The sequence below is a fragment of the Novosphingobium sp. Sphag1I genome (assembly GCF_056279125.1).
In genome coordinates, this window is the sequence record NZ_JBWBQS010000006.1 from 1 (window position 1) to 14,934 (window position 14,934).

The 14,934-nt window shown below is 59.6% G+C and carries 13 protein-coding genes, 1 tRNA gene and 1 pseudogene; 2 read left to right on the forward strand and 13 right to left on the reverse strand.

The window, feature by feature from the left end; translation table 11 throughout:
• Positions 1-97 precede the first annotated feature (97 nt).
• The 3 genes and pseudogenes from ACZ9HU_RS08245 to ACZ9HU_RS08255 all read right to left on the reverse strand — a co-directional run.
• A pseudogene (locus ACZ9HU_RS08245) lies at positions 98-409 on the reverse strand (nucleotidyltransferase domain-containing protein); the annotation flags it as partial.
• 66 nt (positions 410-475) lie between these two features.
• Positions 476-889 carry a sigma factor-like helix-turn-helix DNA-binding protein gene (locus ACZ9HU_RS08250; RefSeq protein WP_476104203.1) on the reverse strand — a complete coding sequence of 138 codons (414 nt, stop codon included), beginning with the start codon at positions 887-889 and terminating at the stop codon, positions 476-478.
• Positions 886-1,833, reverse strand: a complete 948-nt coding sequence (locus ACZ9HU_RS08255; RefSeq protein WP_476104443.1) for an ArdC family protein — start codon at positions 1,831-1,833, stop codon at positions 886-888. Before ACZ9HU_RS08255 ends, ACZ9HU_RS08250 begins: the two co-directional genes overlap by 4 nt.
• 649 nt (positions 1,834-2,482) lie before the next feature.
• Between ACZ9HU_RS08255 and ACZ9HU_RS08260 the strand changes: the two genes are divergently transcribed.
• On the forward strand, positions 2,483-2,716 hold the full coding sequence (locus ACZ9HU_RS08260) for a helix-turn-helix transcriptional regulator (RefSeq protein ID WP_476104204.1): 234 nt from the start codon (positions 2,483-2,485) through the stop codon (positions 2,714-2,716).
• Positions 2,717-3,081: 365 nt separating this feature from the next.
• Here the strand turns inward: ACZ9HU_RS08260 and ACZ9HU_RS08265 are convergent, their stop codons facing one another.
• The 10 genes from ACZ9HU_RS08265 to ACZ9HU_RS08310 form a co-directional block, all read right to left on the reverse strand.
• On the reverse strand, positions 3,082-5,208 hold the full coding sequence (locus ACZ9HU_RS08265; RefSeq protein WP_476104205.1) for a DUF262 domain-containing protein: 2,127 nt from the start codon (positions 5,206-5,208) through the stop codon (positions 3,082-3,084).
• A gap of 15 nt (positions 5,209-5,223) precedes the next feature.
• Positions 5,224-6,903, reverse strand: a complete 1,680-nt coding sequence (locus ACZ9HU_RS08270) for a restriction endonuclease subunit S (protein ID WP_476104206.1) — start codon at positions 6,901-6,903, stop codon at positions 5,224-5,226.
• Complete coding sequence (locus ACZ9HU_RS08275) at positions 6,900-8,357, reverse strand: type I restriction-modification system subunit M (protein WP_476104207.1); 1,458 nt, start codon at positions 8,355-8,357, stop codon at positions 6,900-6,902. The genes ACZ9HU_RS08270 and ACZ9HU_RS08275 overlap by 4 nt, the downstream gene beginning before the upstream one ends.
• A 3-nt stretch (positions 8,358-8,360) precedes the next feature.
• Positions 8,361-10,823: an EcoAI/FtnUII family type I restriction enzme subunit R gene (gene hsdR / locus ACZ9HU_RS08280; RefSeq protein ID WP_476104208.1), complete on the reverse strand. Its 2,463-nt coding sequence runs from the start codon at positions 10,821-10,823 to the stop codon at positions 8,361-8,363.
• Between the two features lie 232 nt (positions 10,824-11,055).
• Positions 11,056-11,646 (reverse strand): PIN domain-containing protein, encoded by a 591-nt coding sequence (locus ACZ9HU_RS08285; RefSeq protein ID WP_476104209.1) that lies wholly within the window; start codon positions 11,644-11,646, stop codon positions 11,056-11,058.
• Between the two features lie 9 nt (positions 11,647-11,655).
• Positions 11,656-12,114, reverse strand: a complete 459-nt coding sequence (locus tag ACZ9HU_RS08290; protein ID WP_476104210.1) for an excisionase family DNA-binding protein — start codon at positions 12,112-12,114, stop codon at positions 11,656-11,658.
• Between the two features lie 154 nt (positions 12,115-12,268).
• Positions 12,269-12,421, reverse strand: coding sequence for a hypothetical protein (locus ACZ9HU_RS08295; RefSeq protein WP_476104211.1), 153 nt, complete (start codon positions 12,419-12,421; stop codon positions 12,269-12,271).
• A 206-nt stretch (positions 12,422-12,627) separates the two neighbouring features.
• Complete coding sequence (locus ACZ9HU_RS08300; protein ID WP_476104212.1) at positions 12,628-13,875, reverse strand: tyrosine-type recombinase/integrase; 1,248 nt, start codon at positions 13,873-13,875, stop codon at positions 12,628-12,630.
• Between the two features lie 165 nt (positions 13,876-14,040).
• A tRNA-Cys gene (locus ACZ9HU_RS08305) sits at positions 14,041-14,114 on the reverse strand.
• A gap of 159 nt (positions 14,115-14,273) precedes the next feature.
• Positions 14,274-14,540 carry a hypothetical protein gene (locus ACZ9HU_RS08310; protein ID WP_476104213.1) on the reverse strand — a complete coding sequence of 89 codons (267 nt, stop codon included), beginning with the start codon at positions 14,538-14,540 and terminating at the stop codon, positions 14,274-14,276.
• 15 nt (positions 14,541-14,555) lie between these two features.
• Between ACZ9HU_RS08310 and ACZ9HU_RS08315 the strand changes: the two genes are divergently transcribed.
• Entirely contained in the window at positions 14,556-14,930 is a 375-nt protein-coding gene (locus ACZ9HU_RS08315) for a VOC family protein (RefSeq protein ID WP_476104214.1), read from the forward strand.
• Positions 14,931-14,934: the final 4 nt, after the last annotated feature.

Consider the following 14,934-nt stretch of genomic DNA (forward strand, 5'->3'; position numbering starts at 1 on the left):
CGCCATTCATATCTGGGCGGCATCAGCCCCCTCGCATTCGAGGCCAAGGTGGCATAGTGAGATAGGTGACCGGCACAAATCCGTTACAAGTCCACTCGGTGATGTCCAGCTCGCGGTTGAGCCGGTCCTCCAGCTTGAGCCAATAGGCAACGCGATCGGCCAGCCTTTTGTCGTTGACGATGATGAGCAGATCATAGTCCGAGCGATAGCCCTTGGCGGTATGCGGTTCATCGACCCAGCCGCCGCGCGCATAGCTGCCATAGAGCAGAATCTTCTCGATCCGCCCGCGCTTCTTCCATGCATGTGTGGCCAGCGCCAGCGCGCCCTCAAACTCCTCGAAGATGGCCTTCACCACGCGCTCGAGCTCGCGCTGCTTGTGCGGGGGAAGATGATCAAGATCGGTGCGCATGATTTTCATCTCTAACGGAAAAGATCGCCTCGCGCCAAGCCTTGGCGTGAGGCGATAGGGGAAGGGTCAATCGCGCCACCATCGGCGCCAGCCTTGCAGCCCAGCCCAGACGATCCAGCGACGCCACCAGTGACGGCGTGGACTTGCCAGATTGCGCTCGAGGTTACCGAACGCGCTGACGAAGATCCGCAGAGCCTCCTGGCTGGGAATCCCCATCCGTTCGGCGATCTGCTCGATGGAAAGGCTGTCGACACGCACCGCCAGAAACACATCCCGTTCCCGCCCGGACAGGCGCATCAGGGCATCTTCCATCGCCGCGAGGGCAAGAGGATCAGGCGGCGGACCGACCTCCTCCGGTCCTTGTTTGCGAGAACTGGCCTGCGCCCGTTCCTGCGCGCCTTTCGCCAGCTCCCTGAGCTCAGCACTGACCGCGCCTTTGCTCGCCACCGGCAAGGATGGGCGCTTGCCCGGCCCGTTCATGCCACGTCTCTCGCATCGAGCAGGCGCTCGGCACCGGGGCGGAAGGCCAGCAGATAATCCGCCGCCTTGCTGGCCTGACTGGCCGCGCGAAAGATCGCCCGATTGTCGGCCTTGAGCACCTCAAGCCAGCAGGCAAGGTAATCAGCATGCCGCACGGTCGGCACAATGCCCAAAGCCGCGCAGGTAAAGGCGCTGCAGAGTTCGGCGACCAGTTCCTCGCGGCTATACGCAGCGCTGCCAAAGCGCCCGGTCTGATCGCGGTTCAATCGCGAGGGGTGACCTGACCAATGGCCAAGTTCGTGCAGCACCGTCCGGTAAAAATTGATCGGCTCCATGAAGGCCGACTGCATCGGCACTTCGATCCGATCCGCACCCGGCACATAGCAGGCATGGGGCGCCCCGATAGAGATCTTGGCCCCGCTCGCCGCAATCAGCGCCTCAGCTTCGGGAATGGTCTCGACATCACCCCGCTGCGTGCTGCTCTGCGCCTGATAGAGATGCTCGGGCAGGCCATCGCATTGCGCGATATTGAAGACCGTGAAGCGTTTCAGGAATGCCACCTGCCGCACCTCATCGCCGCCAGCCGCGCCGCCCGCGCCCTCGTCCCCGCCGCGCGCATCCTTGGGCGTAAAGCGATCCGCATAGCAGACCGTCACCCCGCGCTCGCCCTTGCGGACATGGCCGCCCAGCGCTTCCGCCTGCTTGAAAGTAAGCCAGCGCTGCGCGCTAAACCCACCCTCGAACAAGGCATGCCAGAGAAGGAGAATATTGATCCCGGAATAGGCCCTGCCGCTGCTGGCATTGCAGGGCAGCCCCGCCAGCACCGCCGAACTATCCCAAGGCTGCACCCATGGCAGCCGCCCCTTTTCCAGTTCCGCAACAATGCGCGCCGTCACCGTGGCGTAAAGCTCTTCCATCGGCTTGGGCCGCGCAGCCCCATCCATTGCGCCAGCCGAACCAGCCCCGCGATTGCCATGCGAACGATAGGTATGATTGTAAGCCATGATCCTTCACTCCTGCCTAAACCGCCACAAACCGGCGCCGGTCGGGCGGGTGGGCGGCAGGAGCGAACCAGCAGGCCCGTCGAGGAAGGCGCGGGGCACCCGCCGGGCCGCAATGCAATGAAGGACCCCGGCCGCGCCGGGGTTGCGCCGCGCCGCGACGGGCCTACAGGGCAGCGACGCCCACCTGCCTGACGGAAGCCGGAGGCCAACGCCAGCGCGCAGCGCGCGCTGTCCACCAGGCCGGGCAAAGCCCGGCCACCGCGCCAGTGGCGCGGCCCTTCACCCCTTCCGCGTCAGCGATCGAAGCGGCCCTCCCGACGAGACGCCAAGGGCGACTCGGGTGGAGCAAAGCGGAACCAGAGCGCGGTCCGGCGATCGTAAAGCGACAAGCCGGAGACGTCCTGAGACTCCTCGTGCAAATTCCCTCGAACCACGCATGGCGCTCTGGGAGTCTCCTGGGGTCTCTGGGGTTCTTTGGGGATCACTTGGAAATTGAGCTTTGTCTCAGCCTCTTGACCACGACTGAGGCCATCCCAATGCTCAGGAAAACCAGTGCTCTTCCACTGCGTCCAGCCAAGGGAAAACCATCATGACCCACCCGCCACCCGACCGCATGCTTCGTCTCAACACGGTGCTCGACCGCACCGGCCTCAGCCGCTCCACCCTCTATCGCAAGATCGAGGCCGGGACCTTTCCCCGACAGGTCCGCATCGCCCAGCGCTGCTGTGGCTGGCGCGAAAGCACCATCAACGCATGGCTGCAGAACCCGTTCTTCTGGAACGAGGCTGACGCACAACAAAGATTCGATAAAGAACTTACCTAACTGCGACCTTGTTCTTTAAGCTGCATATCGCCCATGGGACGCTCGGTGGAATCGGCATGGAAGTGTAAGCGACCTACCGAGCTGCCGCCCTTAATGGAGGCGTTAAGTACTTCGTCGCAAAGACGGTTGTTGATCATGCGTACGAAGCCGAAGGTGACGCATTGCAGAAGCATGGTGCAGTTCTCTCTGCGTGCTTTGTGGTAAGGGCGATAGAGCAGTTATTTCAGGCTGGCGTGCTCTGATATGGCAATTGGCCCTGGAGGGCCGCCTGAACCTGCGGCGGCTTCCGTCGGCCAGGCCCTGAGCCTCGAACGTCTTGTTTGAGGGCCCGATCAGCAGCGCGATCGGCAGAGGCTGCGCTTAACTCATCCCTCGATGGTGGCATTGTGCCTCCAATCAGCGGCGAGGACCCAGCCGCCCTCTTTGGTGGCAATGTACCAATCGTTCCAACCGTTTCTGCTAGTTGATGTGACCGCCTTAGAGGCCGATGAGAATGATGAGTGTTTCCCATCCACGCCTTCGATCACAAGCGCGCCATCGACTACCTGACCCGCATATTCTTTTCCCATATAGGTGAAGCGGCAATTCGTCCCGTCAGAAGGAAATGGCGTCGGAAGGGCGGTCCAGCTTGGGCGTTCATTTGTACCCAAGCCAGGAATTTCGGCTCGCTTAGGCGCAGTCCACAACTTCGCCGCCACGTCGAACAACACCGCGCCGCGCTCTGCGATCGTCGCTTCACTCCAAGTCGAATAATCAGCGATTTCACGGTTCAACGCCAAGGCCGTATTCGCCTTGATCGCGGCCAACTTAGCCGACAGCGGGCCATTGGAAACCGTTGAGTTCAGGGCTTGGGTCAGCAATGTGAGATTGCCGATTACGTTCACCGCAGCCTCACGCGCGCGAATTTGGCTGGCAAGTTCGGGACCGTATTGATCTTCGCTCAGCCCGACCATTTCGGCGATTGGCCACGCGGCCTGCCACTTTTGCGGCATAATGTGCTCGATCGTCAGTGCCGACCGGATCACGATATCTTCGTTCAGCGAAGTCCGTTTGGCGCGTTCGATAGCTTCGAAAATGTATCGTAGCCGGGGCTGGCGTGCAGACTTGTACTGTTCGCGCATGATCCAGCTGTGGCGCCATTCGGCATCGTCCGGCCAGCGGTCCAGATCAGCGGTGCGGCTCGAAAGGTAGGCGATCAGTTCGTCGACCTTGTCCCCCTCGTAATCGCGCAGACGCGTGACCAAGGCTACAAAGAACCGATTATAATTCTTCGTCGTCAAACCGCAGATGTCGCGACGCAGGATATAGCTCTCAAGTGCGGAGAATGCCTCAGGCAGCCGCGCCGCCACGCTTGGCTCCGTCGCCAGATAGATCGCCAAAGGCATGGCCGTGGACACGTCGAACGCATCCGCCATCAGACCGAACCGCCCGACCGGATCGCCGTCCTTGGGCGCAAACAGTCGCTGCTCTACGGCCGCCGTGGCAGAGATCGATTCCAGTTCTTCCACCACCGTGCCGAAAGGCGAACTATTCAGGATCCACTTGCGGTAATCGGCAAACAGCCCCTCAATCGAAACGATATCCCCCACGTGCATGGCCAGATGATCGGTCAGCATCCAGTCCAACCTTGTGCGGGTTTGCCGCCCGCGCGAAGCCTGTTGGGTCCAGAAGGCTCGATCAAGCGGCAGCCAGTGCTTTTCATAGAGTTTGTCGATGGTCAGCGAGCCTTCGCTCTGCCCCATGCCTTTGGCGCGCTGAAAGATGAAGTTGCGCAGCAGATCGGCAGGTGAGAGCGCCACGCCTCGGCTGTTGAGCGTTTCAAAAATCGTCTGCGGATCGTCCCCACCCTCCAGCTCGATTGACACGACCGCCAGCCCGTCCTTCAGTGCCTCGAACAGAACCTGCAAGCGGGTTTCGTCAAAGGCACCGTTGACCGTGAGGTGCCGAATAATGCGGGCGCGGAACGAGCCATGCGCCGCCGTGGCCAGCTTGCCCACCAGCTCGTCGCCCTCTGCAAGGCCGGCGATGCCAGACAGATCGGCGGCGGGGTCGATCAGGTGCACGAAGGCGCGGCGGTCCGTGATCGAGGGCCAGAGCTTGTACCGCTCCTCTTCAGGGCGCTCCATCACGCCATCGTTGAGCAGATATTTGGCGATTTCCTGCGCATAGGGCGATCCATGCTCGGCGGCGACATCGCGCAATGCGGCCAGCAAGAGTTGAAAGGTGGTGAGCCTCTGTTGGCCGTCGATGACCTCGAAGGCTTGGACCTGCGCCCCGTAGGTCTTGACCTGATTGATCACGATCGCGCCCATAAAATGCGGGATCAAGCTGGAGCGGTCAGTCTCGATCCGGGTAACGGCCCGTTCGATGTCCTCCCACAGCAGACCGAGCTGCGGGTCGTCGCGCCATGAGTACTGTCGCTGATACAGCGGGATCAGGTAGCGGCGCTTGCCGTCAAACAAGCCGATAATCGAGCGGGTGTAGGGCTTCATTTGAGCGTGATCCGATCAGGCAGGTTCGAGGGCATGGTGCAAAACGGCTTCCAGCAAGCGGGACCGAGTTTGCTCGCCCGTGGTGATGCTGGCTTCGAGTTGGTCGCACAGGGCCATCAGCTCATCGACCTTGGCGACGATGCGGTGCTGTTCGGCGAGTGGGGGAAGCAAAAAGGCCCGCTCCTTTATTTTTCCGACGTTCAAGTTTGGCTGCGCGCCTCCCTCAGCTCGTGCGCGCATGGCCTCATACTGCTGTTCAAGCGTAAGCCTAACGAAGCGCTTGATCTCGTTGAATGATGGTAGCCATTGAATAACGGCGCACGCTTGGTTTACTGTCGCTTCAATACCGAGTTCCGCTACTTGGCCGCGCGTCTTGCCTTGGCCATATAGTGCAACCACCAAGCTGCCAGTCGAATATACTTTAAGTCGGCATTCCTGAACCGCCTCGGGGGTGACGAAATATTCTGACCTGTCTATAATCTTTTGACTCGTAGAAGAGCTTGTAATCCATGGAATTTTACCACCATGGTAGAAGCGCTCTTCGCCTTTCGGAGGAGTTGTGCCAGTTCCAATTAGCGAAATATCATTTAGGCTTGTCCACACCCATCCAGAAGGCAGTGAAAGCTGCGCATCATAGCCATCGCTTTTATTAGGTATGGCACGCCCACGGACCAACGCCGACTTGTTGATCCCAGCCTTCTCTGTTGAAATCCGTTGGAGTAATTCCGACGCTGGCTCTTCACTCGGGTCTTGCTTCACTAATTTGCCGCGCACGGCGAGGTTGAGGATGGTTTTGCGCAGTTGCTTGATCTGGTCGGGGCGGGTGGTGAGTGGGGCGAGGTTGGCCAGCGCGAAGCGGGCGTCTTGGCCGAAAGTTTCGGGATCGGGGGTGTTGAGTTTGGCCAAGGTAGACAAGGTGAACGTGTCCCGCGCCGCCTCGCGTTCCGCCCGCGCCGCCTCAAGCTGATCGCACAGGGCCATCAACTCATCGACCTTGGCGACGATGCGGTGTTGTTCGGCAAGCGGCGGCAGGGGAACGATCAGCTTTTCCATCTTCTCTTTGGTCATGTGGACCATCGAGATGCCATGGCCCGCGTCTTTGATTTCGCGGGTTTTTTGTAGGAGGAAGTTGTAAAGGTAGCGCTTGTCCAGATCCGCTTCGCTGACCAGCGGCAGCTTCCAAATGTGGTAATGATAGATCACCCTAGGCCCATTCCAGATGAACGGGCCAAATGATGCTGACCATGCATAGATCAGGTCGCCTGCGTCACAATGCTTGTCGTCATCAAGTGCAAGGTCTGAATAATACCAATGGTTTGAGGTGAAAAGATTGCCCACTCGGAGGACGGGAGTGCCTTTATCCAGCAATTCCTGCTGCTTGTAAGCTCGACCATTCAGAACGCTCACGAGTTCGCCAAGGCTGGCGAATGTCCAGCCCTTGGGGGCGTCGAAAGGAATATCCTCAAGCGCATTGCCCGCAGAAGTGTCCCTTGCCTTCCCTCGGCGCTTCTGCCCGTCAGAGGCGTTTACCTTCTTGATCCGCTCCAACAGATCACTCGCGGGTTCGTCCCTCGCGTCCTGCTCCACCAGCTTGCCGCGCACGGCAAGGTCAAGGACAAACCGGCGCAACCGGGCGATGGCATCGGGCGCGTCGGCAATGCGTGCATAGTGCTCCAGCAATAGCGCGGCGTTCATCGGGCCAGCGCCTCGGCCAGAATGGCTTGCAATTGCGCGCGCAGGTCCGCCGTCTTGGCTTCGGCCTGATCCAGCTTTGCCAGCAGTTCCGCCGGATCGCCGTGGTCAGCCTCCTCGCTATGCGGGTTCTTGAAATCGAGGTTGTAGCCGCGTGCCTTCACCTCGTCGGCGCTGACCTTCCACGCCTGCGGGCCTTCTTCGCGGCCTGTGCGCTCCGCGCCGCCCCACCATTCCACGCAAGGTGCGAAATGCTCCTGCCGGATCGGCTTGGTCATCGAATAGGCCTTCTGACCCGCTGGCACTTGATGTTCGTAGAACCAGATGTCCTTGGTCGGCTCACCCTTCTCGAAAAACAGCAGGTTGGTGCCGATGGAGGCGTAAGGCTTGAATACGGAGTTGGGCAGGCGAACGATGGTGTGGAGGTTGCACTCTTCGAGCAACGCCTCTTTCAGCCGGGTCTTCACGCCTTCGCCGAACAGGCTGCCGTCGGGCAAGACGATGGCCGCCACGCCGCCCTTGCGCAGCAGACGAATGAACAGGGCTAGGAACAGGTCCGCCGTCTCGCGCGTGCGAAAATGCTGAGGGAAGTTGCTTTCGATGCCGTCCTCCTCCTTGCCGCCGAAGGGCGGGTTGGTGAGGATCACATCGACGCGGTCCTTCTGTTCCCACGAGATGTAGGGGCGCGCCAGCGTGTTGTCGTGGCGAACGAAGCTGGGGTCTTCGACACCGTGGAGCAGCATGTTAGTGACGCAAAGCATGTGCGGCAGCGGTTTCTTTTCCACCGCCCGCAGGGATGCCTGCATCAGCGCCTCGTCCTCGGGTCGCTTCACATAGCGGTCGCGCATGTGCTTCATCGCGCAGGTGAGAAAGCCGCCAGTGCCGCAGGAGGGATCGAAGATGATCTCGCCCGGCTTGGGGTCGATACGGTCCACCATGAAGGCGGTGACGGCGCGGGGGGTATAGTATTCGCCCGAGTTGCCCGCCGATTGGAGATCGTTGAGCAGTTGCTCGTAAACGTCGCCGAAGTGCTGGCGTTCGGTCAGGTTGTTGAAGTCGATGTCGTTGATCTTGTTGACCACCTGCCGCAGCAGTTGGCCGGATTTCATGTAATTATAGGCGTCCTCGAACACGTCGCGCACCACGCGGCGGCGGTCGCCGGGCTGGCCGGTGGGCTTGAGCCCCTTCATCGCCGGGAACAGTTCTTCATTGACGAAGGCAAGCAGCGCCTCGCCGGTCAGCCCTTCGGGATCGGCGGCCCAGTTGCGCCACTGGAATTGTGCAGGAACCGGCGACTGGTAGCCGTCGCGCATCAGTTCGAGTTCCTGATCCTGATCGTCGATGATCTTCAGGAAAAACAGCCAGCAGAGCTGGCTGATGCGCTGGGCGTCACCATCGACGCCGCTGTCCTTGCGCATGATGTCCTGAATGGATTTGACGAGAGTGCGAACCGACATTGATTAAGCTACTTCCTGATAAAGTTCGTTTTGCAGCGCGTGGACGGCATCTTCAAAGCCAGCCTTGCCCCCGAAAGCCTTGATAAGCTGGACCGGAGTGCCCAGCGTGTTCAGCGGCGGGATACGCAGCACATTAGTATCGTCAAGGTTGAGCATCCCCTCGTCGGCATACTTGTCTAGCAGAGCGCGCAGCACGGCGCGGGCCTGCTCGCCATATTTGGCGAAAACGTCGCGCTTCTGAACGTTGTCGACCCGTTCACGCCGGGTCAGCGGTTTGCGGTCAAAGGCCACGTGGCAAATGAGGTCGAAGGGATCGAGATCTTTGCCGAGTTCGTCGGCGATGACATCGAGCGCGAGGCCTTCGGCGGACAGTTCATCGACCAATGCCTGCTTGCGTTCGGCGCAGTTCCAGCGGGTGAGGAATTCGTCCAAGCTGGCGAAGTGCTTGCGCAGGGCCTTTTTCGTGAAGTCGCGTAGGCTTTCGGTGACGAGCTTGCCGCTCTCATCCAGATATTCCACGCGCTCGGCCACGATGACGACGGGCACGCCATCGACATAGACTTTGCCGCGCCTGCCGCCGCCATCGGTGATAGTGATATCGGGGTTTTCGCCGCCGCCGTCGATGATGGTTTCGCCTTCGCCGGTGGCATCGCCATCGTCGGTGCAGTCGTCGCCAGTCGTATCGCCGCCATCGGGTGGCGACACGGGATCATCCTCACCCGGCTCATAAATCTGCTCTGGCTCCCCGTCGAAATCGGGATCGGCGAAGTGATTGGTCGCGCCGCGAAAGTCCATCAGCGTGAAGAAGAACTTGCGGGTATCCTCATGCACGCGGGTGCCGCGCCCGACAATCTGCTTGAACTCGGTCATCGAGCCGACATCGCGGTCCAGCACGATCAGGCGGCAGGTCTGGGCATCGACGCCAGTAGAGAGCAGCCGCGATGTCGTGACCAGCACCGGGTAACGGCTCTCCGGGTCGATAAAGTTGCCAAGCTGAGCCTGGCCCTCAGGGTCGTTGCCGGTGATCCGCATCACGTAACGGGAGTTTTCCGCCACGAGGTCGGCGTTCTCGTTGATGAGGGCCTGCCGCATACGGGCCGCGTGTTCCTGATCGACGCAGAAGATGATGGTCTTCTGGTAGCGGTTGCCGCTCTCTTTCAGGAATTCCGTGACTTTGCGGGCAACGAGCTTGGTCCGGTCATCCAGCACCAGCGTCCGGTCGAAATCCCGCGTGTTGTAGATACGGTCTTCGACCTCGTTGCCGTCGCGATCAAGCTGGCCCTTCTCGGGCCGATAGCCCTGAATGTCTCGGTCAACGTGAACTTTGATGACCTTGTAAGGCGCAAGGAAGCCATCGCGGATGCCTTGTTTCAGGGTGTAGCTGTAAACCGGCTCGCCGAAGTAATGGATATTGGACGCGTAGCGGGTTTCCTTGGGTGTGGCGGTCAGGCCGATCTGCGTCGCTTCCGAGAAATGCTCAAGGATTTCGCGCCACGCGCTGTCCTCGGCTGCGCTGCCCCGATGGCATTCGTCAATCACGATGAGGTCGAAGAAGCCCGGCGAGAACTCCTTGAACAGCTTTTGCCGCTCCTCTGGCCCGGTGATCGCCTGGTACAGTCCGAGATAAATCTCGTAAGCGGTATCAACGCGCCGCTTCTTGTCCATCGCGATGGTCAGGTCGATCTTGGTGCCATCATCGCGTTCGATGGTTTTCGCATTGGCGGACAGCTTGGCCATGGCAGGGCCGAAAGGCCGGAAATCGTTGACCATGGTCTGATCGACCAGCACGTTGCGGTCGGCAAGGAACAGGATGCGCTTCTTGTGCCCGCCCTTCCACAATCGCCAGATGATCTGAAACGCGGTGTAGGTCTTGCCCGTACCTGTCGCCATGACGAGCAAAATCCGGTTCTGGCCGGTGGCGATGGCTTCCATAGCCGAATTGACGGCATTGACCTGATAATAGCGCGGCTGCTTGCCGCTGCCGTCGTCGTAGTAATCTTCGAGGACGATTTCCTCGCCCTCCGGCGTCAGGCCTTTCCATGCGGCATACCGCCGCCATAGCTCGCCAGGCGAGGGAAAGGAATCAAGGGTCAGCGTGGTTTCGACTGCCTCGCCAGTGCCGGTGCGGTCGTGAAATACGAAGCCATCGCCGTTCGACGCAAACACGAAGGGAATGTCGAGCGTTTCGGCGTATTCCAGCGCTTGCTGCATACCCGCGCCCATGGGCTGAGTGTTGTCCTTGGCCTCAATTAGCGCCAGCGGAATATTCGGCTTGTAGTAAAGCACATAGTCGGCGCGTTTGCCCTTGCCGCGAGAAACAAGCTTTCCACGAACAATGATGCGGCCCTTCGTGAAACTGACTTCTTCCCGAATTTGCGTCATCTCATCCCAGCCTGCGGATTTCACGGCAGGGGTGATAAATTTCGTGCAAATGTCGCGTTCGCTAAGCGCTTGTTTATCGAGCATTCGGTCCATCCTGTTTCGCGGACCTTACGGCGCGTAACCTGTACATGCCAACAAGATTCGGAAATTCCTAGATTGTCCATTGGGGGCGAAAGCCGGATTTTGCTGTCGCAATTGATAAGTTAGTTACGCCCCAGGCCGAAGTCGCTCCAGCGAAGACCGTTCGTGATGAATGGACATCGGTGACGCCAAACTTATTCCTGGGCTATAAGAACAGCTTTGAGGGCGGCAGCTATCAGATCGAGCCGATGTGCTGGGTGAGCACTGAGACCGTCTCGAACAATCCGTGAGCCTCGAATGACCTCAACAGATCGCTGGCATCCATCTCTGGCCGCTTCAGGCGCAAGCGCATGTTGCGGATTGCCGGGATAGCAAGACCTTCCTCCAGCGCTATGGTGTCTGCAATGAACTCGTCGGCGGTGCGGGCCTCAAGGTTAAGTTTGCCAAGCAGTTCGGCAGGAAAATCGGAGATATTCTCTGTGACGATGGCCTGAGCCTGTGTCTTGACCGCCGCCGCTATAACGTGCTCGTCGTTTGGATCTGGCAATCCGAGGGGATTGGCCAATAGCTTAGTAAAATCATCGACCATGGCCTCCGGAAAGGCCTTCGTCATTGCCGCAATGGCCTTCCGGGCGCGCGTGTCGGCGTCCAAGTTGCCCCGTTGGTGGTGAAGCTTGGCCAATGCTCTTTGCGTCTCGTCCAAAATGCTTTGAGACCAGCGCAACCGGAAAAATTCGGCTTCCGCAAGGCTCAGAAGCAGATTGCGGCGCCAAACGCTTACGAGTGAACAGGCGTCAACGAGGGCGGTGTAGCGATTGGCAAACATGGCTGGGCGTCAGATCAGATCGGCATCGCCTGCGATCAGATCATCAAGTGCCTGACCACGTTCAGCATCCCGCTTGGCCTTGTATGCAAACACGTCCTCGGCGCGCACGCGGCGGTGTCGGCCGACTAGGGAATGGGGCATAGCCTGCTGCTCGAGCAGTTTGATCAGATGCGGGCGCGAGACATTGAGCAGATCCGCTGCCTGCTGCGTTGTAAGGAGTTCCTGAATCGGCACCAGCGTCACGGCATGACCGCTGCCTACATGCCGCAAAACGTCGAGCAGGAGGTCGGACATTGCCGGGGTCAACGTGATCTCAACCGGTTGACGCTCCTCAGGCACCTGCAAGCGCAACGTGGCGTCACCCGTTTTATGGGCCGCCAGAATTTGGCGCAATTGGTTGGCGATCTGACGATCATCGGCAGAGGGCAGGCGACCACCGAAAGGCTCGGAATGGGCAGGTAGGGTCATGGCAGGCTCTCCGTCTTGGATTTACCCAATAGCGCATAATCGAAATATTCGCAACGAAATGTGAACGCGCTGGCTGGATTGTCCTCGCTCCCTCTATGGTTTCATTGAGAAGGCAGGCGCTCATCGGGAGAACGAGACACGTTCAAGCTGCCAATCAGACTTGGTTCAGGATGGTGGCCGCCAGCGCTGCTTTGTCCTGTGGGAAGAAGCGCCCATAGTGCTTGGCGACCATTTCCGGCGTGTCCTGAATGGCATGGCTGGCCTGCTCGTAGGGGCCGGTCTGTTTCAAGATGTGGGTGGCCAGCACGTCGCGGATGCCGTGGGAGCCACCATTGACAGGCGACCACTTTGAACGGTTGGCTCGTGGCTTGGCAATGTCCGGAATAGCGGCGGCTTGCGCTTTGATGATCGTGAAGTTGGGTTTTGCTTACATCAAAACACATTGATGTTCTCAGACGATCATCAAATCCTCTTACAGTCCACCGGAAATAGCAGGTGATTCTGCCCGTTGCCTCACGACCCGCTATGACCAAATTGCGGGCGCAAAATAGTCGCGCCATCCCGCATCTGGTCAAGATGGTCGGACCAATGCTGCATCATGCGAACCCGTTCCTCCCAATACTGTCCACGGGCATAGGCCCGGCGCACCGAATTGCTTTCGGCATGGGCAAGCTGCCGCTCGATCGCATCGGGATTCCAGCACCCCATTTCATTGAGCAAAGTGGCCGCCAAAGCGCGAAATCCGTGCCCCGTCATTTCTTCCTTGGAATAGCCCAATCGGCGCAACGCGGCATTGATCGTGTTGTCGGACATTGGTCGATCCACCGATCGCAGCGAAGGGAAAAGCAAAGGGCTGAAGGTCGAATCGTGCTCGATCTCCCTGATGATGGCGATCACCTGCCTGCTCAGCGGCACCATATGGGGGCGACGCATTTTCATCTTGTGGCCGGGGATTGTCCAAACCCTCTTTTCCAGATCGAATTCGCTCCACTCGGCCCAGCGCAATTCGCCGGGGCGAACGAACACATGCGCCAGCATCCGCAAAGCCGTTCGGGTCAGTGGATGGCCGTCATAGTCATCAATCGTCCTTAGCAAAGCGCCCGCCTCGGTCGGCACGGTAATCGCCGCGCGATGCGTGGTCTTGGGTGTGATCAAGGCTCCGCGCAGATCAGAGGCAATATCGCGCTCGGCCCGCGCCGTGGCGATAGCATATCGGAAAACCTGACTGGCCGCCGTTCGCGCCCGGCTGGCCGTATTGTAGCGCTTGGTCGCCTCGATTTTTTTGAGAGCCAGAAGCAGTTCATGGGCGGATATCTCCTTGATCGGGCGTCGCCCCACCGCAGGATAGAGCTTCGCCAAAAGCCAGCGAGCCTTCTTCACCGTCATCGGCGCGGCGCCTTCAGCCGTGATCTTTTCCAGCCACTCTCCCGCCACCGCCTCGAATGTGTGAGAGGCTGCCAGTGATTGGGCAACCTTTTCCAGCTTGGCACGCTCGACAGGATCGACGCCCCTGCCCAGCAAACGCCGAGCATCCAGAAGCCGTTCACGCGCCTCGCCCAGCATTAGTTCGGGCCAGCGTCCGAAAGTTATGGTTTTCTGTTTGTCGTGAATGCGGTAATTCATGCGCCAGACACGACCGCCCGTCGGCTCCACCAGCAGGTAAAGACCGTCGCGATCGCTCAGTTTATATGGCTTTTCCTTGGGCTTCGCGCGCGACACAGATGCCGCCGTAAGTCCTGATTTTGAACGATTTTCCGTCATTTTGATGGTATCTCCCCATCGCCATTTGGGGCATACCATCAAAACTACCATCAGACGGGTGAGATTTGGTGAAATGCCCCGAGATTAACCGGGACATTATACCAGACAAAAGTGGCGGAAAACAGCCGTTTACGGCATGTCCTCAGACACCCTGAGAACCAAAATTGGAGGCCCGAGCCGGAATCGAACCGGCGTATACGGATTTGCAGTCCGCTGCGTCACCACTCCGCCATCGGGCCATCCATGCGGTGAGGCGCTGCCACTAGACGAGGTCGGCGCGCTTGGCAACCACGATTTGTGCAAATCTGTGAACACTGTTTTGGCGCGACCGGCGACGGCGCGATGGAGGCTTTGCCGCCTTGCCAAGGGCGCAACGCAGGATCACAATCATCTTTCAATCAAAACGGCATCATTGCGCCGTTGACGCGACCCCAATCGCGTTTGTATGCAAGGCAAACAAAATGGTCGAGACTCATCGGCCAGGTTACGAGAGATTGCCCATGAAAACCCGCGCCACTGCTGGCTTTGCGCCCAAAATCCGGCAAAATCTCGCCGCGCTTGGCCGCATGCATGCCGTATCGCTCGCCCGGTTTGTCGCTGCGCCTCTCGCCGCCCATGAAAACTATAATATCGCCCGCGCCGTGCAATTCTGATTCGTCGCGCAAACAGGAGATTTAGGCATGTTCACCCATTGCTACCTTGGCACCAATGACCTTGAAAAGTCGCGCGACTTTTACACCGCCACGCTGGGCGCGCTGGGTCATGCGGCGGTGCCTCTGCCCCATGCCACGCTGTTTCCGACCGATGGCGGTGCGCTGATCGTCGGGCGCCCCAGCAATGGCGAGGCCCATACCGTTTCGAACGGCCACACGTTGGGCTTCAAGGCAAAGTCCTATGCGGAGGTGGACGCCTTCCATGCTGCGGGTCTGGCCCATGGCGGATCGTGCGAGGGCGCGCCGGGCGTCCGCCCCAATTCGCCGGGCAAGCAATATGGCGCCTATCTGCGTGATCCCGACGGCAACAAGATCTGCGCCTTTGCGCCCAACGCAGGGTAAGTTC

What these genes read in the sequence shown, in the direction of transcription:
- ACZ9HU_RS08250 (WP_476104203.1), bottom strand. Translation starts at nt 889, where the DNA reads ATGAACGGGCCGGGCAAGCGCCCATCCTTGCCGGTGGCGAGCAAAGGC.
- ACZ9HU_RS08255 (WP_476104443.1), bottom strand. Translation starts at nt 1,833, where the DNA reads ATGGATGGGGCTGCGCGGCCCAAGCCGATGGAAGAGCTTTACGCCACG.
- ACZ9HU_RS08260 (WP_476104204.1), top strand. Translation starts at nt 2,483, where the DNA reads ATGACCCACCCGCCACCCGACCGCATGCTTCGTCTCAACACGGTGCTC.
- ACZ9HU_RS08265 (WP_476104205.1), bottom strand. Translation starts at nt 5,208, where the DNA reads ATGAAGCCCTACACCCGCTCGATTATCGGCTTGTTTGACGGCAAGCGC.
- ACZ9HU_RS08270 (WP_476104206.1), bottom strand. Translation starts at nt 6,903, where the DNA reads ATGAACGCCGCGCTATTGCTGGAGCACTATGCACGCATTGCCGACGCG.
- ACZ9HU_RS08275 (WP_476104207.1), bottom strand. Translation starts at nt 8,357, where the DNA reads ATGTCGGTTCGCACTCTCGTCAAATCCATTCAGGACATCATGCGCAAG.
- hsdR (WP_476104208.1), bottom strand. Translation starts at nt 10,823, where the DNA reads ATGCTCGATAAACAAGCGCTTAGCGAACGCGACATTTGCACGAAATTT.
- ACZ9HU_RS08285 (WP_476104209.1), bottom strand. Translation starts at nt 11,646, where the DNA reads ATGTTTGCCAATCGCTACACCGCCCTCGTTGACGCCTGTTCACTCGTA.
- ACZ9HU_RS08290 (WP_476104210.1), bottom strand. Translation starts at nt 12,114, where the DNA reads ATGACCCTACCTGCCCATTCCGAGCCTTTCGGTGGTCGCCTGCCCTCT.
- ACZ9HU_RS08300 (WP_476104212.1), bottom strand. Translation starts at nt 13,875, where the DNA reads ATGACGGAAAATCGTTCAAAATCAGGACTTACGGCGGCATCTGTGTCG.
- ACZ9HU_RS08315 (WP_476104214.1), top strand. Translation starts at nt 14,556, where the DNA reads ATGTTCACCCATTGCTACCTTGGCACCAATGACCTTGAAAAGTCGCGC.